General features: G+C 58.7%; 20 protein-coding genes. 15 read left to right on the plus strand and 5 right to left on the minus strand.

The window, feature by feature from the left end; all coding sequences use genetic code 11:
• Positions 1-38 precede the first annotated feature (38 nt).
• Both AC0TOY_RS16220 and AC0TOY_RS16225 read right to left on the minus strand, forming a co-directional pair.
• Positions 39-1,250, minus strand: a complete 1,212-nt coding sequence (locus tag AC0TOY_RS16220; RefSeq protein ID WP_473722155.1) for a diguanylate phosphodiesterase — start codon at positions 1,248-1,250, stop codon at positions 39-41.
• 93 nt (positions 1,251-1,343) lie between these two features.
• Positions 1,344-2,825 (minus strand): alpha/beta hydrolase, encoded by a 1,482-nt coding sequence (locus tag AC0TOY_RS16225; protein WP_407820881.1) that lies wholly within the window; start codon positions 2,823-2,825, stop codon positions 1,344-1,346.
• A 264-nt stretch (positions 2,826-3,089) separates the two neighbouring features.
• On the opposite strand from AC0TOY_RS16225, the gene AC0TOY_RS16230 reads away from it, so the two are divergent.
• The 7 genes from AC0TOY_RS16230 to AC0TOY_RS16260 are packed head-to-tail and all read left to right on the plus strand — an operon-like array spanning position 3,090 to position 9,924.
• Positions 3,090-3,944, plus strand: a complete 855-nt coding sequence (locus tag AC0TOY_RS16230; protein WP_024909539.1) for a MurR/RpiR family transcriptional regulator — start codon at positions 3,090-3,092, stop codon at positions 3,942-3,944.
• A gap of 12 nt (positions 3,945-3,956) precedes the next feature.
• Complete coding sequence (gene ddpX / locus AC0TOY_RS16235) at positions 3,957-4,532, plus strand: D-alanyl-D-alanine dipeptidase (protein WP_024909540.1); 576 nt, start codon at positions 3,957-3,959, stop codon at positions 4,530-4,532.
• Between the two features lie 15 nt (positions 4,533-4,547).
• Positions 4,548-6,080 (plus strand): ABC transporter substrate-binding protein, encoded by a 1,533-nt coding sequence (locus tag AC0TOY_RS16240; RefSeq protein ID WP_024909541.1) that lies wholly within the window; start codon positions 4,548-4,550, stop codon positions 6,078-6,080.
• Between the two features lie 23 nt (positions 6,081-6,103).
• Positions 6,104-7,126, plus strand: coding sequence for an ABC transporter permease (locus AC0TOY_RS16245; RefSeq protein ID WP_473722157.1), 1,023 nt, complete (start codon positions 6,104-6,106; stop codon positions 7,124-7,126).
• Positions 7,123-8,016 carry a D,D-dipeptide ABC transporter permease gene (gene ddpC, locus AC0TOY_RS16250; protein WP_061715080.1) on the plus strand — a complete coding sequence of 298 codons (894 nt, stop codon included), beginning with the start codon at positions 7,123-7,125 and terminating at the stop codon, positions 8,014-8,016. The genes AC0TOY_RS16245 and ddpC overlap by 4 nt, the downstream gene beginning before the upstream one ends.
• Positions 8,016-9,002, plus strand: coding sequence for an ABC transporter ATP-binding protein (locus AC0TOY_RS16255; RefSeq protein ID WP_473722159.1), 987 nt, complete (start codon positions 8,016-8,018; stop codon positions 9,000-9,002). Before ddpC ends, AC0TOY_RS16255 begins: the two co-directional genes overlap by 1 nt.
• Positions 8,995-9,924 (plus strand): oligopeptide/dipeptide ABC transporter ATP-binding protein, encoded by a 930-nt coding sequence (locus tag AC0TOY_RS16260; RefSeq protein ID WP_148768490.1) that lies wholly within the window; start codon positions 8,995-8,997, stop codon positions 9,922-9,924. The genes AC0TOY_RS16255 and AC0TOY_RS16260 overlap by 8 nt, the downstream gene beginning before the upstream one ends.
• Here the strand turns inward: AC0TOY_RS16260 and AC0TOY_RS16265 are convergent.
• Positions 9,921-10,670, minus strand: a complete 750-nt coding sequence (locus AC0TOY_RS16265; RefSeq protein ID WP_473722160.1) for an SDR family NAD(P)-dependent oxidoreductase — start codon at positions 10,668-10,670, stop codon at positions 9,921-9,923. The two genes, AC0TOY_RS16260 and AC0TOY_RS16265, sit on opposite strands and share 4 nt — an antisense overlap.
• Positions 10,671-10,785: 115 nt before the next feature.
• Here AC0TOY_RS16265 and AC0TOY_RS16270 point away from each other — a divergent pair, with 115 nt between their 5' ends.
• A complete protein-coding gene (locus AC0TOY_RS16270; RefSeq protein ID WP_473722161.1) occupies positions 10,786-11,691 on the plus strand; it encodes a LysR family transcriptional regulator in 906 nt (301 codons plus the stop codon).
• Positions 11,692-11,714: 23 nt separating this feature from the next.
• On the opposite strand, the gene AC0TOY_RS16275 is transcribed toward AC0TOY_RS16270, so the two are convergent.
• Together AC0TOY_RS16275 and AC0TOY_RS16280 are read right to left on the minus strand one after the other, a co-directional pair.
• On the minus strand, positions 11,715-12,143 hold the full coding sequence (locus AC0TOY_RS16275; protein ID WP_023311893.1) for an OsmC family protein: 429 nt from the start codon (positions 12,141-12,143) through the stop codon (positions 11,715-11,717).
• 75 nt (positions 12,144-12,218) lie between these two features.
• Positions 12,219-13,100 (minus strand): LysR family transcriptional regulator, encoded by an 882-nt coding sequence (locus AC0TOY_RS16280; RefSeq protein ID WP_048992329.1) that lies wholly within the window; start codon positions 13,098-13,100, stop codon positions 12,219-12,221.
• Positions 13,101-13,210: 110 nt separating this feature from the next.
• Here AC0TOY_RS16280 and AC0TOY_RS16285 point away from each other — a divergent pair, with 110 nt between their 5' ends.
• From AC0TOY_RS16285 to AC0TOY_RS16315, 7 genes are all read left to right on the plus strand, one after another.
• Entirely contained in the window at positions 13,211-14,062 is an 852-nt protein-coding gene (locus AC0TOY_RS16285; RefSeq protein ID WP_148768744.1) for a Vmh family MBL fold metallo-hydrolase, read from the plus strand.
• A gap of 234 nt (positions 14,063-14,296) precedes the next feature.
• The gene (gene bdm, locus AC0TOY_RS16290) at positions 14,297-14,512 is read left to right on the plus strand and encodes a biofilm-dependent modulation protein (protein WP_008501713.1); all 216 of its coding nucleotides are present in this window, start codon (positions 14,297-14,299) and stop codon (positions 14,510-14,512) included.
• A 95-nt stretch (positions 14,513-14,607) separates the two neighbouring features.
• A complete protein-coding gene (gene sra / locus AC0TOY_RS16295) occupies positions 14,608-14,745 on the plus strand; it encodes a stationary-phase-induced ribosome-associated protein (protein WP_008501714.1) in 138 nt (45 codons plus the stop codon).
• A 176-nt stretch (positions 14,746-14,921) separates the two neighbouring features.
• Positions 14,922-16,619 (plus strand): NAD-dependent malic enzyme, encoded by a 1,698-nt coding sequence (locus AC0TOY_RS16300; RefSeq protein ID WP_024909550.1) that lies wholly within the window; start codon positions 14,922-14,924, stop codon positions 16,617-16,619.
• A 382-nt stretch (positions 16,620-17,001) separates the two neighbouring features.
• Entirely contained in the window at positions 17,002-18,711 is a 1,710-nt protein-coding gene (locus AC0TOY_RS16305) for an ABC-F family ATP-binding cassette domain-containing protein (protein WP_248164735.1), read from the plus strand.
• 196 nt (positions 18,712-18,907) lie between these two features.
• Entirely contained in the window at positions 18,908-19,918 is a 1,011-nt protein-coding gene (gene adhP, locus AC0TOY_RS16310) for an alcohol dehydrogenase AdhP (protein WP_032647362.1), read from the plus strand.
• Positions 19,919-20,068: 150 nt separating this feature from the next.
• Positions 20,069-21,688: a TIGR04028 family ABC transporter substrate-binding protein gene (locus AC0TOY_RS16315; RefSeq protein ID WP_248271975.1), complete on the plus strand. Its 1,620-nt coding sequence runs from the start codon at positions 20,069-20,071 to the stop codon at positions 21,686-21,688.
• Positions 21,689-21,693 lie beyond the last annotated feature (5 nt).

Here is a 21,693-nt window from a genome sequence, read left to right on the forward strand (position 1 = left end):
GGCCGGGCTAAGGGGAAATAACGGGAGGGAAATTTGACTTAACGCGCCAGATGCGGCCAGTGGATATCGCCGACGCCATTCAGCTGCGGCCGGGCAAACAGGAATCCCTGAAAGCGTCGGATCCCGGCAGATTCGAGCCAGCACCACTCCTCTATTTTCTCGATGCCTTCGGCTACCAGGGTAATTTCAAGATCGGAGCAGCAGCTGACGATGGAGCGCACGATCGCCTGCTTCGGGCCGCTGAGGTGAATGTTGCTGACAATTTCCCGGTCGATTTTAATTTTATCCGGCTGGAACCGGGTCAGAAGCGAAAGTCCGGCATAGCCCGAGCCAAAATCATCTATCGCCAGGCCAATCCCCTCACCGCGAAGCTGCTTGATGGCACTATTAAACTGGTTGAACCCGGAGATCATCTCGTTTTCCGTGACTTCAATGACCACCTGCTCCGGCTGAAGCCCATGTTGTTTAATCTGATCGACCAGAAATTCCACTGCGCCGGGGACATTCACCAGCGACATGGGCAGCAGGTTTACCGCGATTTTATGGCTGCCAATGCCCAGCTTTTCCGCCAGCGCAAAGGCATACGCTTTCGTCTGGAGATCAACTTCGTAGACGTTGTCCGGGTCGACAGTGCTGAAGAAATGCTCCGGGCTGCCGCCGTCGTTGCCGCGGATAAGGGCCTCAAGGGAGCTGATCTTCCCTTCCGAGGGCTCGACAATAGGCTGCAGCGCAAACTGGCAGGTTTGTCCGGTAAACAGGCCCAGATGTTCGCCAAAGGGTAACGCCTCAGGTGAAAGCGTCCATTTTTCAGGGGTGTAGCGCGCGCCCGACGGGGCCGGACGTTTGCCCATGATAAACGTCTGAATAAATTTGAACACCCGATCGTCAGAGGTGAGATAGCTGTCCAGCTTGCTGTAATGCAGGACCGACTGCAGCACCTCTTTCGGCGACTGCGTCTGCAGATCGAACAGCAGCATCCCGACGTTTTCGAATCGTCTGCGCGGGCCATAATCCCGCATCAGTTCAACCACCCCGCTGTGCCGCTTGTCCTCACGGATGGTGTGGAACAGTTTGACCACACTCTCTTCCGACCCTTCGAGGATTTGCAGAACGTCATTCCCTTTTGCCAGGAGGACACCGGTGATATCCAGTTTTGTGTTGCGGCCCCTGGCGCGATCCACCAGCTCCCGCAGTTCGGTGGACGGGCGGGATAAATTCAACTGGCTTCGGTAAATCAGAGTCGTCAGCACAAAAGTGGGTTCCGATGAGAGAGAGGTGCCTTGAAGCTATTATTTAACATACTTAATCAGTGCGACCTAACATATTCACGCCACAAGAGAACGTTACTTTTTCGCGTCCCCGATCCGGCTGTTAATCCTCTCCTGCATGTAGTCGTAAAACGGGTTCGAGGTGACCCGCATCAGCGCCTCTTTTCCAACGCTCAATACAGACGTTTCGCCCCAGAGCGCAATCGTCCCCAGGCTGATGCCATAGCGGTTTTTCACCCCAGGCTCGCGACCATAGAGATCGTCATCCGGCGGGAACGGCACGGCAACGTGCGACAGGGAATAGACATCCTGCGGCCAGGCCTGCGTAAGCGGCACGACCGTCTCGCGGGTGCTGCCTGCCGGAGTTGTTTTCGCTACCGCCGAGAAACTGTGCTCGTCCGCATTGGTGATAACCGTGACACCGTAACGTCTCTGCGCAACCGGCAGCAGCGCCGTGGTGGCCGTCCATGATGACGGTTTAAAGAGCGGACGGAAGCTCGCCGCCTGGTTGATATCGAACATCACCAGCTCGCTGCCGTTTGCCGGAAGCTGGTCAAACAGGCCGCTGACCACAGCGCGAGTGCTGACCGTAGAATCCATCACCGACTGGAACGCCAGAACCGGCGGGAGCTGCGCCAGCCGTTGCTCCCGCGCCGCGCGGCCAATTTGCTCCTGCAGGGCCTTCGTCAGCAGCCACGACTGGCGGGCGGCGTTCACCGGGAAAGAGTTGTATTTATACGGATTATATTCCGGGGAGATATTCAGCCAGGCCGCTTTGGCAAATGCCGGCAGCAGCGCCGGTAGCCCGGCGAAACCGGCAAAGCGCGCAAAGGCCGTCACGCCGATCATCGGTGAGAGCAGTATCACCTGCTGCGGTTTACGCAGCGCAGGCGCGTCCAGCGCATCGAGGGCATATTTCATCGCCAGCGCCCCGCCGTTGGAGTAGCCCACCAGATGCAGAGGTACAGCCTCACCCGCGAGACGCGTAGCTTCCCGTACGGCAAGGCGCGTGGCCGCCAGCCACATTTCCCAGTCAACGTCCGTCAGCGCGCCGGGCGCGGTGCCGTGTCCGGGAAGACGCGGGACTACGGCCACAAAGCCGTGCTGCTGATAGTTCACGGCAAGGCGCCTGACGCTGTATGGCGAATCCGTCAACCCGTGCAGCAGCACCACCGCGCCGCGGGGCTTGCCGGCTGGCATCAGCACAAAGGAGCGGTTGGCATCGGGGGCAAACTGACCGGGCCACACCAGGCTATGACGGTAATAGCGGTTTAACGGGGTTTGTTCCTCGCCCGCTGTTTTCGCCGTCACCGCGTTATCCAGATCGGTGAAAATCGCCTTTTCCCGCGCGAGGTACCCGGCAAAGTCGGCGTTATCCAGCTCGCGCACGGACATCTCATCGGCCCGCCAGGTATGCCAGAGATGCAGTTCCGGCCCCTGCTGCGAGAGATACACCCGCACCGCCAGCAGAACGACCAGAACGATCCCCACGACCATTCCTGTTTTCTTTGCAAGCGCGATCAGGCGCACGCTGACTCGCCAGGGCAAATTCGCCATGAGGGATCCTTTTATGTTCTCAGTGCTTCTATCTTATCAAAAATGTGAACAGGCTGACGTATTCACCAAATTCATACCTGCCCGGTCAGACAGTGCACCAAAAGTGAACTACGCTGCACAAATGTTGATCATTGGTTAACCAAATATTGCATGAAGTTTACTGCGCAGCGGGTTTTCACCCGCCTGTGAACATGGCACGCGTCATGCATTGTTAACCAGGTAACACATTTTCGGCCATTGACAGCCTGTTAACAGCGAGGCGGTATGACGACGAAACCTGAGATGTTGAGCCGTATCGAAGCGACCTTCAGCCAGCTGACACCCAGCGAAAAGCGGGTCGGGAGCTGGCTGCTGGCGCACGCCGCGCAAATCCCGTTTGAAACGGCGGAGAGCGTCGGGCTGGCAAGCGGGACCAGCGGAATTACCGTCGGTCGCTTCCTGCGCAAGCTGGGGTATCGCAACCTGGAGGATGCCAAAAAGAGCCTGCGCGATCCGTACCAGCCCTGGGGCATGAACGAGCGCCTCGACTCCTGGCAGCAGCAGCGCCCCCTGCCCAACCGCCTTCAGCATGCTCTGTCGCTGGAGGTGGATGCCATCACGCAGGTGTACCAGCTGGCACAAACGGATGCCTTTCGTCAGGTGGTGCACAACCTCGCCCACGCGGACGCGGTTTTTGTGCTGGGGATCCAGTCCACGCGCGGAATTGCCAATGCCTTCTTCAGCCACCTTGAATACCTCCGCCCGCGCGTGAGCTATTCGGAGGGCGCTTCCGGCAGCTGGGTTGAATCGCTGAACTCGGGGTTTTCACACCCTTATGTCGTGCTGACCGACACGCGCACCTACTCCACGATGGCCCGCCAGTACTGCCGCGTCGCGAGCGAGAAAGGCATTCCGCTGGCCTTAATCACCGACATCTGGTGCCCGTGGGCGCGGGATTACCCGATTGATTTACTGCAGGTGAAAACCGATACCGGTCATTTCTGGGATTCACTTGCCCCCGTGAGCTGTCTGTTCAACCTGCTGCTGTCGGGCGTGGTGGAAGCGCTGGGTGAGGCGCTCCCGGCGCGTCTGGCGGTAAACCGACAATTACAACAAGAGTTTGGTCAATTCGAACGCTAAAGGAGCGGAGCTATGCCCGAAGAGAGTGAACTGATTGATGTGGCGAAGACGTTTCCCACGCTGCATATCGATCTGAAGTACGCCACCGCCGACAACATCACCGGCCGCCCGATCTATCAGGAGGCGCTGTGCCTGCTGCATACCGACGCGGCCACCGCCCTGGCAAAAGCCATCAGCATTGCCTCTCTGGCCGGTCTGAAGCTGGTGGTCTACGACGCCTATCGGCCGCAGCAGGCGCAGGCTCAGCTGTGGGATGCCTGTCCGAACCCGGAATACGTGGTCGACGTGGCGATTGGCTCCAATCACAGCCGCGGCACGGCCATCGACGTGACCCTGATGGATGAACATAACGCCGTGCTGGATATGGGGGCCGGTTTTGATGAAATGCATGACCGATCGCATCCGTATCACCCCTCCGTGCCGCCGCACGCCCAGCGCAACCGTCTGCTGTTGAACGCCATCATGTTTGGCGGCGGTTTTGTGGGTATCAGCAGCGAATGGTGGCACTTTGAACTGCCGAATGCCGCCAGCTACCCGCTGCTTGACGACCGTTTTGCCTGTTTTCCACTGACGCACACCCCTCTTTAAACCTGGAGCACTGCCATGAAAACATCGCTTATCTCGACGCTGATCGCCGCCACGCTGGCCCTGAGTGCCCCGCTGGCGCTGGCTGCCGTCCCGAAAGACATGCTGGCGATCGGCAAAGCCGCTGACCCACAAACGCTCGATCCGGCCATCACCATTGATAACAACGACTGGACCGTCACCTATCCGTCCTACCAGCGTCTGGTCAAGTACAAGCCAGGCTCTACCGAGGTGGAAGGCGATCTGTCGACGGGCTGGAAGGCGTCCGACGACCAGAAAGAGTGGACCTTCACCCTGGCGGATAACGCCAAATTCTCCGACGGCACACCGGTCACCGCCGAGGCGGTCAAACTCTCCTTTGAGCGCCTGCTGAAGCTCAGCCAGGGGCCGTCCGAAGCCTTCCCGAAAGATCTGAAAATTGATGCCGTTGATGAGCATACGGTGAAGTTCACCCTCAGCCAGCCGTTCGCGCCTTTCCTCTACACCCTGGCGAACGACGGCGCCTCCATCATTAACCCGACGGTGCTGAAGGCCAATGCCGCGGACGATGCGCGCGGCTATCTGGCGCAAAACACCGCCGGCTCCGGACCGTTTATGCTGAAGAGCTGGCAGAAAGGCCAGCAGCTGGTGCTGGTGCCAAACCCCCACTGGCAGGGTGAGAAGCCACACTTCAAGCGCGTCTCAGTAAAAATTATCGGTGAGAGCGCATCGCGTCGTCTGCAGCTTTCCCGCGGTGACCTGGACATTGCCGACTCACTTCCGGTCGATCAGCTTGCGGCCCTGAAGCAGGAAGGGAAAGTGGCCGTCGCCGAATACCCGTCCCTGCGCGTGACTTACCTCTATCTCAACAACAGCAAAGCGCCGCTCAACCAGGTCGATTTACGCCGCGCGGTCTCCTGGGCGACGGACTATCAGGGGATGGTGAAAGGCATTCTGAGCGGCAACGGCAAGCAGATGCGCGGCCCGATCCCGGAAGGCATGTGGGGCTTTGACGCCACGGCAATGCAGTACAGCTTTGACGAGGCCAAAGCCAAAGCGGCGCTGGAGAAGGTCAAAGATAAGCCCGCCAGCCTGACCTTCCTCTACTCAGACAACGATCCGAACTGGGAGCCTATCGCCCTCTCGACGCAGGCCAGCCTTGGCAAGATCGGCATTAACGTCAAGCTGGAAAAACTGGCCAACGCCACCATGCGCGACCGCGTCGGCAAAGGCGATTACGACATTGCTATCGGCAACTGGAGCCCGGACTTTGCCGACCCGTACATGTTCATGAACTACTGGTTCGAATCGGACAAAAAAGGGCTGCCGGGCAACCGGTCGTTCTATGAGAACAAAGAGGTCGATTCCCTGCTGCAGGCGGCGCTGAAAACCACCGACCAGGCGGAACGCACCAAAGATTATCAGCAGGCGCAAAAGGTGGTCATCGACGAGGCGGCCTACGTTTATCTGTTCCAGAAGAACTACCAGCTGGCGATGAACAAAGAGGTCAAAGGCTTCACCTTTAATCCGATGCTCGAGCAGGTGTTCAACATCGCCACCATGAGTAAATAACGGTTCTCGCCGGGGGAAAGTGTATGACGTTCTGGAGCATAGTGCGCCAGCGCTGTTGGGGGTTACTCCTGGTGGTGGCCGGTGTCTGTATTATCACTTTTATTATTTCACACCTGATCCCCGGCGATCCGGCCCGTCTACTGGCCGGCGATCGCGCCAGCGACGAAATCGTGCAGAACATCCGCCAGCAGTTAGGGCTGGATCAGCCGCTGTATATACAGTTTGGTCGCTACGTGGACGCTCTGGCCCACGGTGATTTAGGCACCTCCATCCGTACCGGGCGTCCGGTCGCTGAAGACCTGAAGGCCTTTTTCCCCGCCACGCTGGAGCTGGCCTTTTGTTCTCTGGTACTGGCGCTGGTCATCGGCGTGCCGCTGGGGATTTTGTCGGCGGTATACCGCAACCGCTGGCTGGATCACCTGGTGCGTTTAATCGCGATGACCGGGATCTCCACCCCGGCCTTCTGGCTTGGGCTGGGCGTCATTGTCCTGTTCTACGGGCATCTGCAGATCCTGCCGGGCGGCGGCAGGCTGGACGACTGGCTCGACCCGCCTGCCCACGTCACCGGGTTTTATCTGCTGGACGCGCTGCTGGAAGGTAACGGAGAGGTCTTTTTCAATGCGCTGCAGCACCTGATTTTGCCCTCGCTGACGCTGGCGTTTGTTCACCTGGGCATCGTGGCGCGTCAGGTCCGTTCCGCGATGCTGGAGCAGCTTAGCGAGGACTATATCCGAACCGCGCGCGCCAGCGGCCTGCCCGGCTGGTATATCGTCCTGCGCTACGCCCTGCCGAATGCGATGATCCCATCGATTACCGTGCTCGGGCTGGCGCTGGGCGATCTGCTGTACGGCGCCGTGCTGACCGAAACCGTCTTTGCCTGGCCGGGCATGGGCGCCTGGGTGGTGACCTCCATTCAGGCGCTCGATTTCCCTGCCGTGATGGGCTTTGCCGTCGTGGTTTCGCTAGCCTACGTGCTGGTTAATCTGGTGGTCGATCTGCTTTACCTGTGGATTGACCCGCGAATCGGGCGCGGAGGTGCCGAATGATGTTAACGCAGGAAACGCCCGTCCCGGTTAAAACCGCCAGACAACGCATCAACTGGGCAAAGCTGTTCTGGATGCTGCGTCAAAGTCCGCTCACGATCGTTGGCGGCGTCATTATGATGGCGATGCTCTTCCTGATGGTGACCTCACCCTGGATAGTCCCGCATGACCCGAACGCGCTGGATCTGACCGCCCGCCTGCAGGCGCCTTCTGCGCAGCACTGGTTTGGTACCGACGAGGTGGGCCGCGACCTGTTCAGCCGCGTGCTGACGGGCAGCCAGCAGTCGATTACCGCCGGGCTGGCGGTGGTGGTGATTGCGGGCGGCATTGGCTCGCTGCTGGGCTGTCTGTCCGGCGTGCTCGGCGGGCGCGGCGACGCCATCATCATGCGGATGATGGACATTATGCTCTCCATTCCCTCCCTGGTGCTGACCATGGCGCTGGCCGCCGCGCTCGGGCCGAGCCTGTTTAACGCCATGCTGGCGATTGCGATTGTCCGCATTCCGTTTTACGTCCGGCTGGCGCGCGGGCAAACCCTGGTGGTGCGCCAGTTTACCTACGTGCAGGCCGCCCGCACCTTTGGCGCGTCCCGCTGGCATTTGATCCGCTGGCATATCCTGCGCAACGCCCTGCCGCCGCTGATTGTGCAGGCGTCGCTGGACATCGGCAGCGCCATCCTGATGGCCGCCACGCTGGGGTTTATTGGCCTGGGGGCGCAGCAGCCCACCGCCGAATGGGGGGCGATGGTGGCCGTTGGCCGTAACTACGTCCTGGACCAGTGGTGGTACTGCGCGTTTCCCGGTGCGGCGATTTTGATTACCGCCGTGGGCTTTAACCTGTTTGGCGACGGTATCCGCGATCTGCTGGATCCGAAATCGGGAGGGAAACAGTGATGACCGACCCGGTACTCAAGATTGAAGACCTGCACCTGAGCTTCCCGATTTTTCGCGGCGAGGTCCACGCGCTGAACCACGTCTCGCTGGAAATCGGCAGGGGTGAAATTGTCGGCGTGGTGGGCGAATCCGGTTCGGGGAAGTCGGTGACCGCCATGCTCACCATGCGCCTGCTGCCGGAGGGCAGCTACCGCATTCATCATGGTCAGGTGAAGTTACTCGGCGAAAACGTCCTGACGGCGTCCGAGAAGCAGCTTCGCCAGTGGCGCGGCGCAAAGGTCGCGATGATTTTTCAGGAGCCGATGACTGCCCTCAACCCGACGCGGCGAATTGGCAAACAGATGGTGGAGGTGATCCGCCAGCATCAGCCGCTTTCCCGGCATGAGGCGCAGCAGAAGGCGATTACCCTGCTGGAAGAGATGCAAATCCCGGATGCGAAGGCGGTCATGGCGCGCTATCCGTTTGAGCTGTCCGGCGGGATGCGCCAGCGGGTGATGATCGCCCTTGCCTTCTCCTGCGAGCCGGAGCTGATTATCGCCGACGAACCGACCACCGCGCTGGACGTCACCGTCCAGCTGCAGGTGCTGCGCCTGCTGAAGCACAAGGCACGGGCCAGCGGCACCTCGGTGCTGTTTATCAGCCACGATATGGCCGTGGTGTCCCAGCTCTGCGACAGAGTGTACGTGATGTATGCGGGCAGCGTGATCGAGAGCGGTGCCACGCAAACGCTGATCCATCAGCCTGTTCATCCTTATTCCATCGGCCTGCTGCAGTGCGCGCCGGAAAACGGCCAGCCGCGCGCCCCGCTTCCCGCCATCCCCGGCACGGTCCCCAACCTCAGCCAGCTTCCGCAGGGATGCGCGTTCCGCGAGCGCTGCTTTGCCGCCGGGGCGAAATGCAGCGAAACGCCGCGCTTACAGCCCACTGGCGCAGAGGGCCAACAGGCTGCCTGCTGGTATCCACAACGGGAGAAAGCCCATGTCTGATGTACTGCTGGAACTGGATAGCGTGCACGTGAACTTTGCGGCGCGCAAAAACTGGCTGGGTCGCGTGACGGAACAGGTCCATGCGCTCAACGGGCTCGACCTGGAGATCCGTCGGGGAGAGACGCTTGGCATTGTCGGGGAATCCGGCTGCGGGAAAAGCACGCTGGCCCAGCTGCTGATGGGCATGCTTAAGCCCAGCACCGGCGCCTGCCAGCGGGCGCACCACGCGGGCGGCATGCAGATGGTGTTTCAGGATCCGCTCTCCTCGCTCGACCCGCGCCTGCCGGTCTGGCGCATCATCACCGAGCCGGTATGGGTGCAAAAGCGCAGCAGCGAGCGCGAGCGTCGTCACCTGGCTGAAAACCTGGCGCTGCAGGTGGGCATTCGCCCGGAGTATCTCGACCGGCTTCCGCACGCCTTCTCCGGCGGGCAGCGCCAGCGCATTGCCATCGCCCGGGCGCTCTCGTCCGATCCGGATATTATCGTGCTCGATGAACCCACCAGCGCGCTGGATATCTCCGTGCAGGCGCAGATCCTCAACCTGCTGGTGACCCTGCAACAGCAGCGTAATCTGACCTACGTGTTGATCTCACATAACGTCTCGGTGGTCAGGCACATGAGCGACCGCGTGGCGGTGATGTACCTTGGGCAGATTGTGGAGCTGGGCAGCGCCGCGCAGGTGCTTGGCGAGCCGCGCCATCCTTACACCCGTCTGCTGCTCGACTCTGTTCCCCGCACCGGTGAACCGCTGGATGAGACGCTGGCCTTACGGAAAACGGAGCTTCCCGGCAACCGCCGCCTGCCCGAAGGCTGTTTCTTCCGCGACCGTTGTCCGATGGCAACGCAGGGGTGTGAGCGTCCCCAGCCGTTACAGCCCTCTCACGAGGGCCGTGACGTCCGCTGCTGGCGCAGTCTGGATTAGATTTGGGCCATCCCGCCGTCCACGAACAGCTCGGTGGCGTTAATAAAGCTGGCCGCGTCGGAGGCCAGAAACGCCACCGCTTTACCCACCTCACCCGGCGCGCCTAAACGCCCCAGCGGCACCTGCGCGGCCAGCGCGTCGTAAAGCCCCTGACGGTGTTCTTCCGGAACCAGATCGCCGAGACCCGGCGTTTTGATTGGACCCGGACTCACCACGTTGACGCGGATCCCACGGCCCTGCAAATCCAGCGCCCAGGAGCGGGCAAAATTGCGCACGGCGGCTTTGCTGGAACTGTAGACGCTGAAGTTGGCCGTCCCCTTAATGGACACCGTCGAGCCGGTAAGAATAATCGAGGAACCGGCGGAGAGCAGCGGCAGCGCCTTCTGTACCGTAAACAGCTCCCCGCGGACGTTGGTGCCGAAAATCCGGTCAAACTGCTCTTCGGTTATCGCGCCCAGCGGCAGCATATCGCCGCCACCCGCATTGGCGAAAAGAATATCGAGGCGGCCTTCTTCTTTGGCTATCCGGGCATAAACCTCGTCCAGGTCCGCCAGTTTTGACACGTCAGCGCGAATGCCCACTGCCGTTGAAGCAATTTCAGCTACCGCCGCGTCCAGCTCGGCCTGACGTCGTCCGGTGATGTACACCTTCGCGCCCTGGGCCGCCAGCTCCTGCGCCGTGGCAAGACCGATGCCGGTGCTGCCGCCGGTGACCAGTGCGATTTTTCCTGAGAGAGTCGTGTTCATGTCATTTACCTTTTGTTGGGTTTGCGTTGGACAAACTTTAGCCCTTGCAGGATTAGTGAAAAACCAGCAAAAATGAAAATGACTATTCACATACAGAAATAATCAGGGGAGCCTAATGGACCAGCTCATGGCGATGCGCGCTTTTACCCGGGTGGTGGAAACCGGCAGCTTTACCCGCGCGGCGGACTCGCTGAACATGCCCATCGCCACCCTGAGCAAGCTGGTGAAATCGCTTGAGGCGCATCTGGAGATACGTCTCCTGCACCGGACGACTCGCCGGGTGGTCGCGACGCCGGAAGGGGCGGATTACTATGAAAAAGCGCTCAGGATCTTGATAGATATCGAAGATATCGACACCGCGTTTCGCGTTTCCCGCGCGACGCCCAAAGGGCATTTGCGGGTTGACGTGGGCGGCTCCACCGCCCGCGACGTGCTTATCCCTCGGCTTCCGGATTTTATGCAGCGTTATCCGGAAATCCGCATCGACCTTGGCGTGGCCGACCGGCCGGTCGATCTCATTAGCGGTAACGTAGACTGCGTCATCCGCGGCGGTCCGCTGGACGATTCGACCCTTATCGCACGCCATATTGGCAACGCTGAGATGGTGACCTGCGCGACGCCGGGCTACCTGAAAAATCATGGCGTCCCGGCCTATCCGCAGGAGCTGTGCAACGGCCACAAGCTTATCAGCTACCTTTCGCCCGTCACCGGGCGGGCATTTCCGTTTCGCTTCAGAAAAAACGGCGAGGCGCTGGAAATCAATATTCCGCATTATCTCGGCGTAAACGAAAGTAATGCTCACCTGGCGGCTGCCGCGGCGGGGCTGGGCATTGTGCAGACATTTGAGTATTCGGCAAACGCGTATTTACAGGCGGGTACGCTGACGGCGATCCTGAGCGACTGGCGCCCCGCCGCCTATCCGTTTCATGTGGTTTACCCTCAGAACCGGCATCTGACGCACCGTCTTAAGGTGTTTATTGCGTGGCTGGCGGAGGTGTTTCCCGCCGCGCTGAAGGGGTAGCCGGGCGTAAACCCGGCTGTGGCTTAGTTAAGTTTATAGTCCAGCGTAATCTCAGCCTTCAGGAGCTGCGATACCGGACAGCCCGCTTTGGCTTTCTGAATAATACCGTCGAACTGCTGTGGGGCGATGCCCGGGACGGTCACCTTGCTTTTCAGGGCAACCTTCGTAATAGCAAAGCCGCCGTCGGTCTTATCCAGAGAGACGTCCGCAGTGGTATCAATAGAGTCAGCGGTATAACCCGCTTCGCCGAGCATCAGCGACAGCGCCATCGAAAAACAGGCCGCATGTGCCGCGCCGATCAGCTCTTCCGGGTTGGTCCCCTTTTCACCCTCAAAGCGGGTGTTAAAGCCATAAGGCTGCTGATTGAGAACGCCGCTCTCGGTGGAAACCGTTCCTTTTCCGCGCTTAATGTCGCCAGACCAGTGTGCCGAACCGTGCTTATGAATAGTCATTCTTGCTCTCCTTTTGGCTTACAAAGGGTTAAGTATAGAAGGCTGTCCGGATTCTGCGGGCAAGACAGACGAGTCTTAGTCACTGAGTAAATGGTGCGCCAGCGCGTCAAGGAACACCCGCAGCGCGGCAGGCTGGTATTCACGGGACTGATAAATGCCATGGATGGCCAGCGGTTTCGGCTCCAGTGTCTCCAGTACCGGCACCAGTATTCCCTGCGCCAGCGCGGTTCGCGCCTCACGCTCCGGCAGCATAGCGATACCGCAGTGCTTAATCGCCGCATCCATCAGCAGCGAAGAGATGCTGGCGCTCAGGTTGCCGCTGACGGCCACGCTCAGGCTCTCGCCTTCCGGCGTCAGGAAGTGCCAGGACTGCCCGGCGAAAAAGCTGTAGTGCAGGCAGTTGTGCTGCGCTAATTCTTCGGGGCTGACGGGGGTACCGTGCTGCGCCAGATAGTCCGGCGAGGCGCAAAGCACCGAGCGACATTCCCCCAGCCGGCGGGCAATCATGCCGGGTTCAGGGTTATCCGTAATGCGCACGGCGACGTCGATGCGCTCTCCCACCAGGCTGACCGGGTGGTTATTCACGTCCAGCTCAATGCGCAGCTGTGGGTAGCGCGAGAGCAGACCGGGCAGTACCGGCGCAATCAGGTGCATCGCGGTAAAGTGCGCGCAGGCCACCCGCAGCGTGCCGGACGGGAGATCTTTCTCCGACTGGCCTTCAATTTCCTGCGAAATCTGCGAGAGCGTCCGCGTTTTTTGCAGCACCTTTTCCCCTGCCGCGGTCAGCGTCAGCTTGCGCGTGGAGCGGTTTACCAGCCGCGTTCCCGCCCACTTTTCCATTTGTTCAAGGTAGCGGCTCACCATCGGTCGGGAAATGCCCAGCGCGCGGGCCGCCGCGCTCAAGCTTCCCAGCTCGCATATCCGGTTGTAGACCTGAGCGGCGATAACGCGATCCATATAAGCTCCATTTGCTCGATTTATGAAACTAAGCATGTCCTGTTTCAGGAATTCTGGCAAATGCGAATATCCGTACAATAGAGACATTCCTGAACAACAGAGACAACAGCATGAAATTCACTCACCTTGCCCTGCTTTCCACGCTTTTCACTCCGGCTGTTTTTGCCGCGCCGTTGAGCATTGATACCTATAACCCGCAGGAGAAAGGCATTTTCGCGGTCTCCTCCACGCTGGTTTCCGGCCCGAAAGAGGCTGTGCTGTTTGACGCGCAGTTCAGCGTGAAGGATGGCGAAGCGCTGGTAGAGAAAATTCGTCAAAGCGGTAAGACCCTGAACAAGATTGTGATCACCTCCGGCGATCCGGATTTCTATTTTGGCCTGCAGCCGCTGGTCAAAGCCTTCCCGAACGCCAAAGTGGTGGCCACGCAGCACGTGGTTGACCACATCAAGGCCACCAAAGACGCCAAGCTCGCCTTCTGGGGTCCGCAGATGAAAGACGGCGCGCCAACGGAGCTGGTCGTCCCGCAGGTGCTCGCCTCCACCACGTTTATGGTGGACGGGGAAAAGATCGATATCGAAGAGCCTGACAGCTACGCGGCCTATGTGTGGATCCCGTCAGCGAAAACCATCCTCGGCGGCACCGGGGTAGCCTGGGGGATCCACGTCTGGACGGCTGACACCCAGACGGCGGCAAGCCGTAAGCAGTGGCAGGAAACGCTGGTAAATATGGCGGCGCACAAACCCGAGCGCGTGATCCCGGGTCACTATCTGGGTACCCCGCCAGCCGGCGCGGGTGCGATTGATTTTACCCGTGACTATCTGCAGCGCTTTGAAAAGGCCTTATCCGTTCATAAAGATTCTGCAGGCGTCATCAGCACCCTGAAAAAACAGTATCCGAACCTGGCTGAAGAGAGCTCGCTGGAATTAAGCGCCAAGGTGAATACCGGCGAAATGAAGTGGTAATGTAAACTCTGCTCCTGCTATATTTTCGTGATAGCAGGAGCACCGTTATAATATCCTCTCAACGCCACTTCAATTTACCCCCCCACATTTCAAAAGCACACAAAAGCATACACTTATGTCATTTTTATTTCTAAGATGAATCTGAGCCACAACCGGGAAAATATTTGCCATTCTGTTTATGAATTAAATTTTTTGCGAGCCGTACCATTAAACAGACAACGACACGGAGGCAGCATGTTTACTTATTACCCGGCTAATACCGCAGCAGCACAACCTGAACTCGTTAACGCGATTGCGCAGGGTCTTCACGCCGAGCACGGTGCTGTGACTGAAGATGACATTTTGATGGAACTGACCAGGTGGGTGGAATCCACAGATAATGACATCCTCAGTGACATCTACCAGCAGACCATTAACTACGTAGTCAGCGGGCAAAACGCACCCTTGTAAAAACCTGCTAAGCTGGATCAGCAACCTAAGGGGTTACATTTCGTTTGCGTAAGCAAACTGGTCCTTAAAACTATCAACAGGATTGAGGAGTTAACATGAAATCGAACCGTCAGGCACGCCATATTCTGGGACTGAACTACAAGCTTTCTAATCAGCGTAAAGTGGTGATTGAAGGCGACCATGAAACGCAGGTCACTCACGCCACCGGCAGAAAACGCCACGCGGGCAAGTAAGTTCCAGACTGAGATCCAGAACACCATCGGTAATCCCGATGGTGTTTTTGTTTATGTGTTGCGGTAATTAATATTTAGCTCCTTTATAATACCGCCTGACCGCCTCCCAGCGCACAGGCCAGAAAGATGACAAACAGCAGTGTCAGGGACGGATCTTCATAAAAAGAGTGAGTGACATGGACAACAAACTGAAAAAACATCGTTCCTTATACATCCCATACGCCGGACCGGTTTTACTCGAATTCCCCCTGCTCAACAAAGGCAGCGCCTTCAGCATGGAAGAGCGCAGCAGCTTTAACCTGCTTGGCCTGCTGCCGGAAGTGGTTGAGACCATTGAAGAACAGGCGGAGCGCGCGTGGATCCAGTATCAGGGTTTCAAAACCGAAATCGACAAACACATCTACCTGCGTAACATTCAGGACACCAATGAAACCCTCTTCTATCGCCTGGTGCAGAACCATCTCGAAGAGATGATGCCGGTGATCTACACCCCGACGGTGGGTGCGGCCTGTGAGCGTTTCTCAGAGATCTACCGTCGTTCACGCGGGGTATTCATCTCTTATCAGAACCGTCACAACATGGACGATATTCTGCAGAACGTGCCGAACCACAATATCAAAGTGATTGTGGTAACCGACGGCGAACGTATTCTCGGCCTTGGCGACCAGGGCATTGGCGGGATGGGGATCCCAATCGGTAAGCTCTCTCTCTACACCGCCTGCGGCGGCATCAGCCCGGCGTATACCCTGCCGGTGGTGCTGGACGTTGGCACAAACAACCAGCAGTTGCTCAACGATCCGCTCTATATGGGCTGGCGCCACCCGCGCATCACCGACGATGAGTACTATCAGTTTGTCGACGATTTCATTCAGGCCGTGAAGCACCGCTGGCCGGACGTTCTGCTGCAGTTTGAAGACTTCGCGCAGAAAAACGCGATGCCGCTGCTGAACCGCTATCGCGATGAGATCTGCTCCTTTAACGATGACATCCAGGGCACCGCATCCGTGACCGTGGGTACGCTTATCGCCGCCAGCCGCGCAGCCGGCAGCCAGCTGAGCTACCAGAAAATCGTCTTCCTGGGCGCAGGCTCTGCGGGCTGCGGTATTGCCGAGCAGATTATCGCCCAGACGCAGCGTGAAGGGTTAAGCGAAGAGCTGGCCCGCTCCCGCGTCTTTATGGTTGACCGTTTCGGCCTGCTGACCGACGGTATGCCAAACCTGCTGCCGTTCCAGACCAAGCTGGTGCAGAAACGCGAAAACCTGAAAAACTGGGATACCGACAACGAAGTCCTTTCCCTGCTGGACGTGGTGCGCAACGTGAAGCCGGATATTCTGATCGGCGTTTCCGGGCAAACCGGTCTCTTTACCGAAGAGATCATTCGCGAGATGCACAAGCACTGTGAGCGCCCTATCGTGATGCCGCTGTCTAACCCGACTTCCCGCGTGGAAGCGACGCCGCAGGACATCATCGCGTGGACCGAAGGTAACGCGCTGGTCGCGACCGGCAGCCCGTTCGATCCGGTGGTGTGGAAGGATAAAACCTATCCGATTGCCCAGTGCAACAACTCGTACATCTTCCCGGGTATTGGTCTGGGGGTGATCGCCTCCGGCGCGTCCCGCATTACCGACGAAATGCTGATGTCGGCGAGCGAAACCCTTGCGGGTTACTCTCCGCTGGTCAATGACGGTGAAGGGCTGGTGCTGCCGGAGCTGAAGGACATTCACAAGGTGTCGCGCGCCATCGCGTTTGCGGTAGGTAAAATGGCGCAGCAGCAGGGCGTGGCGGTGAAAACCTCTGCCGACGCGCTGCAGCAGGCCATCGACGACAACTTCTGGAAGCCTGAATACCGCAGCTATCGCCGTACGTCGATTTAATCCGCTCTGCCCGGTGGCGCTTCGCTTACCGGGCCTACGGGCTGGCTGTTTTCCCTCTCCCTGTGGGAGAGGGTCAGGGTGAGGGCAACAAACCGCACCATCGAATACCCACTAGCCAAACCCCTTTTCCCCCGCTACACTCCCTTTATCCATTAACCCACTGAATATATAAGGAGGCCAATTATGCTGTACTGTGAAATTTTCAATGTTTCACATACATTTGGTGATCGCACCAGCTCAAGCGTTATCGGTATCGTGCTGCGATAACTTCTGCTTGAGCGAAGACACCAACCCCTGAAATCCCTTCTCTCGGGCTTACTGAGTTATCGTCAGCGATGTTTGACGAGGCATAAACATGCCTGTAACTCTTGGGTAAGCAACAATGAGCACTTTACTCACTGCACAATCTTTACGCGTTGATACGGCGTTTGGCACGCTCTTCGACTCACTCTCCTTTGCGCTGAAAAAAGGCGACCGCATTGGCCTGCTGGGCGACAACGGCTGCGGCAAAAGTACGCTGCTGAAGGTGCTGGACGGCACGGACTCCCCTGCCGCCGGAACGGTAGCACTGGCCGGACACTGCCTGATGGCGCGCGTGGAGCAACATCTCCCGGACGCTATTTTTCCGCTGACCATGCTGGATGCCGTCCTGGCCCAGTTGCCCTCAACTGAACGGGAGAGTCTGCGCTGGAAAGCCGAAACGCTGCTGGCGAGCATGGGCTTCACGCCGCAGGATATGATGCTGCAATCCGCCACGCTGAGCGGCGGACAGCACACCCGCCTGCTGCTGGCGCGGGCGCTGATTCACGAGCCGGATCTGCTCCTGCTGGATGAACCCAGCAACCACCTGGACCTGCCGACCATGCTCTGGTTGGAACACTTCCTACAGAACTGGTCGGGCAGCTTTGTGCTGGTCTCGCATGACAGACAGCTGCTGGATGCCGTCACCAACGGCAGTTGGATCCTGCGCGATAAAACGCTGCACTACTTCGCCCTTCCCTGCACGGCCGCCCGCAAGGCGCTTGAAGCAAAGGATGAAAGCGATGCCCAGCGCCACAAGGCCGAGCAAAAGGAGATCGATCGCGTGACCGCCAGCGCGAAGCGGCTGGCGACCTGGGGCAAGGTTTACGACAACGAAGACCTGGCCCGCAAAGCCAAACAGATGGAAAAACAGGTCGAACGGCTGAAGGAGAGCCAGACGGCGCTCACGGCAGGCAGCCCGTGGACGTTAACTCTGCGCGGCGACGCGCTGCGGGCTGACCGTCTGCTGGAGATGGAAAATCTCAGCGTCCCGCCTGCGCCCGGGCTACCGCCGCTGTTTAACATCGACATGGCGCGGCTGAAAAGCGGCGATCGCGTAGCGATTGTCGGGCGTAACGGCTGCGGCAAATCGTCGCTGATGAGGCTTATCTGGCAACAATTTGCTGATGAGTCCGCAGACAGCGGGTTGAAAATCCATCCGCGCGTGTCGCCAGGCTATTACGACCAGACGCTTCATCAGCTGCCGGATGACGCCACGCTGCTCGACGCGCTGGAACCTTTCGCGCCGGATCCGCAGAACCGCAAAATGGCACTGATAAGCGCGGGTTTCCCGTGGGCGCGTCACGGGCAAACGGTCAGCACGCTCAGCGGTGGTGAACGTTCGCGCCTGCTGTTCGTTGGCCTGACGCTCGCCCGCTATAGCCTGCTGATGCTGGATGAGCCGACCAACCACCTCGACATGGAAGGCAAAGAGGCGCTGGCGCACACTCTTCAGCAGTTCGAAGGCGGCGTCCTGCTGGTCAGCCACGATCGTCAATTAATTAGCCAAAGCTGCAACCGTTTCTGGCTGATTGAAGAGGGAAAGCTGAGCGAGTGGCACGATGCAGAAGCGGTGTTTGAGCGTCTGCGTGAAAGCGCGGGGCTTATGACATCCGCTGCGCCCGCTGTCGCCGCGACGATTCAATCCTCGCCGTATGACGATCTGCTGGAGCGGCTGGTCGCGCTGGAAACGCTGCTGGAAGACGATCTGGCGCGTAAGCCGAAGCATCAAAAGCCGCAGCTACAGGCGCAATGGCGTAAAGAGATAGAGGAGATAGAAGCACAGCTGTAAGTCTGCGCCCGGCGATCATCTCGCCGGGCCAGAATTTTCCCCCTTAATTATTAGAGGAACGCCGTATTCTTAATCTGAAATCGAATCAAATGATGACATTATGTTGCCGCAGCCTTGCATTACCAGGCTAATGTATTAATCCTTAAGAGGTACTATACCTGCTATGCAGATTCTTATCATGAACAAGGAGATACACATGAAGGCTGCTGTTGTCACTCAGGATCACCAGGTCAACGTTACCGAAAAAACCTTACGCCCGCTAAAGCATGGGGAAGCCCTGCTGAAAATGGAGTGCTGTGGCGTATGCCATACCGACCTCCACGTGAAGAACGGTGATTTCGGCGATAAAACCGGGGTTATCCTGGGCCATGAAGGGATTGGTATCGTAAAAGAAGTCGGCCCTGGCGTGAAGTCGCTGAAAGTCGGCGACCGCGCAAGCGTGGCCTGGTTCTTTGAAGGCTGTGGCCACTGCGAATACTGTAATACCGGCAACGAAACCCTGTGCCGTGACGTGAAAAACGCCGGTTACTCCGTCGACGGCGGGATGGCGGAAGAGTGCATCGTCACCGCAGATTACGCGGTAAAAGTGCCGGACGGTCTGGATTCGGCGGCGGCCAGCAGCATCACCTGCGCTGGCGTCACCACCTATAAAGCAGTGAAGGTGTCGGGTATTAAACCGGGCCAGTGGATTGCGATTTACGGTCTGGGCGGGCTGGGCAACCTCGCGCTGCAGTACGCCAAAAACGTCTTTAACGCCAAAGTCATCGCCCTTGACGTTAACGACGAACAGCTGAAGCTGGCGGCCAGCATGGGTGCGGATCTCACCATCAACTCCCGCAGCGAAGATGCCGCTAAAATTGTGCAGGAGAAAACCGGCGGCGCGCATGCCGCAGTTGTCACTGCCGTCGCAAAAGCCGCCTTCAACTCAGCCGTTGATGCCGTGCGTGCCGGTGGCCGCGTGGTCGCCGTTGGCCTGCCGCCGGAAGCCATGAGCCTCGACATTCCGCGCCTGGTGCTGGACGGCATTCAGGTAGTGGGTTCGCTGGTTGGCACCCGTCAGGATCTGCAGGAAGCCTTCCAGTTCGCCGCTGAAGGCAAGGTCGTGCCGAAAGTCACGATGCGCCCGATCGAGGACATCAACGCCATCTTTAAAGAGATGGAACAGGGCCAGATCCGCGGCCGTATGGTGATTGACCTGCGTTCATAATCACCCACCGTTCAATTACCGCTCCTGACAGGGGCGGTTTTTTTATAGCCATTTTCCGGCAATCCTTATCTTAATTCCTTTGTTCCCTTGTTTTCCCCCGCGCCCGATGATGAATCCGACGCTAACAAGAAGATAACAAAGGAATTCACCATGCAAACCCCATTTCGTCTGCCGCTGCTGACGGCGCTGATTCTGACGACAACCGCAGCCTGGTCCGCGGATGCGCCCGTCAAAGGCGGCACGCTGATTTATCTGGAGCAACAGGCGCACACCAACCTCTATCCGCCTGCCGGTGGCTTTTACCCGAACGGCGGCATTCTGAACCAGATCACCGACAAACTGACGTGGCAGAACCCAAAGACGCTGCAGGTGGAACCGTGGGCAGCCGAAAGCTGGACCACCAACGCCGATAAAACCGAATACACCTTTAAAATTCGCCCCGGCATCACCTTCTCCGACGGCACGCCGCTGGACGCCAACGCCGTAGCAAAAAACTTTGATACCTACGGCTTAGGTAACAAGGCGCAGCGACTGCCGGTGTCAGAAGTGATCAATAACTACGATCGTAGCGAAGTCATCGACCCGCTGACCGTGAAGTTCTACTTCAAAAAACCGTCGCCTGGGTTCCTGCAGGGCACCGCCACAATCGGGTCGGGCCTGGTCTCGCTCAGCACGCTGAAGCGCAACTTTGAAGAGCTGGGTGACGCCCGGCATATCATTGGCTCTGGCCCGTTTGTGGTGAAGGACGAGAAGCTGGGTCGCGAAGTGACGCTGGAAGCGCGTAAGGACTACCAGTGGGGGCCCAAAAATCTGGCGCAGCAGGGGCCAGCCAATCTTGACGGCATCAAGTTTATCGTGACTCAGGAAGACAGCGTGCGCGTCGGCGCCCTGCTGGCCGGTCAGGCCGACTTTATTCGCCAGGTGCAGGCGTATGACGAAAAGCAGGCGACAGACCAGGGCTATAAAATCTACGCCGCCCCGACGCGCGGGGTGAATGACAGCATCAGCTTCCGCCCGGATAACCCGCTGGTCTCTGATATTCGCGTACGCCAGGCGCTGCTGCATGCCACCAATGCAAAGCAGGTGGTCGAGACCCTCTTCTCGGCCAACTATCCGCAGGCGAAGTCGGTGATTGCCGATTCCGCCGCTGGCTTTGTCGATCTCAGCGATAAATTGACCTTTGACCCGGCTAAAGCCAACCAGCTGCTGGACGAGGCGGGCTGGAAAGCGGGTGGCGACGGGATCCGCGCCAAAGACGGCCAGCGGCTGGCGCTGACGGTGTATGAATCCCTGCCGCAGCCACAAAATAAAGAGGTGCTGCAGCTGGTTGCCCAGCAGTGGCGACAGGTGGGCGTGGCGCTGAGCGTTAAAGCCGGTGACGCAGGCAGCCGCACGCTGGATAACCTTGATCCGCTGAAAACCCCGTTAACCGTCTCCGAAGTTGGCCGCGCCGATCCGGACGTGGTGAAAAGCATGTTCTACCCCGCTAACCGCGACGCGCTGCTGCAAAAAGGCGGCTCCAGCGACAAGGTCAAAAGCTTCCGTGACGACAAGCTGAATGAACTGCTGGTGAACATTTCTGCTGAAGTCGATCCGAAAAAACGCCTGCAGCTGACCGGCGATGCCCAGCGCTACCTGCTGGATAACGCCTACGTCATTCCAATTTTCGAAGAGCCGCAGGTCTTTGCCGGTGCGCCGTGGCTGAAAGGCGTCAATTTTGAAGCGGTCGGCCGCCCGTCGTTCTACGGCGCGTGGATTGAGAAACACTGAGGAGC

It is taken from the genome of Enterobacter sp. PL_is379 (assembly GCF_055817355.1).

What these genes read in the sequence shown, in the direction of transcription:
- AC0TOY_RS16225 (WP_407820881.1), bottom strand. Translation starts at nt 2,825, where the DNA reads ATGGCGAATTTGCCCTGGCGAGTCAGCGTGCGCCTGATCGCGCTTGCA.
- AC0TOY_RS16230 (WP_024909539.1), top strand. Translation starts at nt 3,090, where the DNA reads ATGACGACGAAACCTGAGATGTTGAGCCGTATCGAAGCGACCTTCAGC.
- ddpX (WP_024909540.1), top strand. Translation starts at nt 3,957, where the DNA reads ATGCCCGAAGAGAGTGAACTGATTGATGTGGCGAAGACGTTTCCCACG.
- AC0TOY_RS16240 (WP_024909541.1), top strand. Translation starts at nt 4,548, where the DNA reads ATGAAAACATCGCTTATCTCGACGCTGATCGCCGCCACGCTGGCCCTG.
- AC0TOY_RS16245 (WP_473722157.1), top strand. Translation starts at nt 6,104, where the DNA reads ATGACGTTCTGGAGCATAGTGCGCCAGCGCTGTTGGGGGTTACTCCTG.
- ddpC (WP_061715080.1), top strand. Translation starts at nt 7,123, where the DNA reads ATGATGTTAACGCAGGAAACGCCCGTCCCGGTTAAAACCGCCAGACAA.
- AC0TOY_RS16255 (WP_473722159.1), top strand. Translation starts at nt 8,016, where the DNA reads ATGACCGACCCGGTACTCAAGATTGAAGACCTGCACCTGAGCTTCCCG.
- AC0TOY_RS16260 (WP_148768490.1), top strand. Translation starts at nt 8,995, where the DNA reads ATGTCTGATGTACTGCTGGAACTGGATAGCGTGCACGTGAACTTTGCG.
- AC0TOY_RS16265 (WP_473722160.1), bottom strand. Translation starts at nt 10,670, where the DNA reads ATGAACACGACTCTCTCAGGAAAAATCGCACTGGTCACCGGCGGCAGC.
- AC0TOY_RS16270 (WP_473722161.1), top strand. Translation starts at nt 10,786, where the DNA reads ATGGACCAGCTCATGGCGATGCGCGCTTTTACCCGGGTGGTGGAAACC.
- AC0TOY_RS16275 (WP_023311893.1), bottom strand. Translation starts at nt 12,143, where the DNA reads ATGACTATTCATAAGCACGGTTCGGCACACTGGTCTGGCGACATTAAG.
- AC0TOY_RS16280 (WP_048992329.1), bottom strand. Translation starts at nt 13,100, where the DNA reads ATGGATCGCGTTATCGCCGCTCAGGTCTACAACCGGATATGCGAGCTG.
- AC0TOY_RS16285 (WP_148768744.1), top strand. Translation starts at nt 13,211, where the DNA reads ATGAAATTCACTCACCTTGCCCTGCTTTCCACGCTTTTCACTCCGGCT.
- bdm (WP_008501713.1), top strand. Translation starts at nt 14,297, where the DNA reads ATGTTTACTTATTACCCGGCTAATACCGCAGCAGCACAACCTGAACTC.
- sra (WP_008501714.1), top strand. Translation starts at nt 14,608, where the DNA reads ATGAAATCGAACCGTCAGGCACGCCATATTCTGGGACTGAACTACAAG.
- AC0TOY_RS16300 (WP_024909550.1), top strand. Translation starts at nt 14,922, where the DNA reads ATGGACAACAAACTGAAAAAACATCGTTCCTTATACATCCCATACGCC.
- AC0TOY_RS16305 (WP_248164735.1), top strand. Translation starts at nt 17,002, where the DNA reads ATGAGCACTTTACTCACTGCACAATCTTTACGCGTTGATACGGCGTTT.
- adhP (WP_032647362.1), top strand. Translation starts at nt 18,908, where the DNA reads ATGAAGGCTGCTGTTGTCACTCAGGATCACCAGGTCAACGTTACCGAA.
- AC0TOY_RS16315 (WP_248271975.1), top strand. Translation starts at nt 20,069, where the DNA reads ATGCAAACCCCATTTCGTCTGCCGCTGCTGACGGCGCTGATTCTGACG.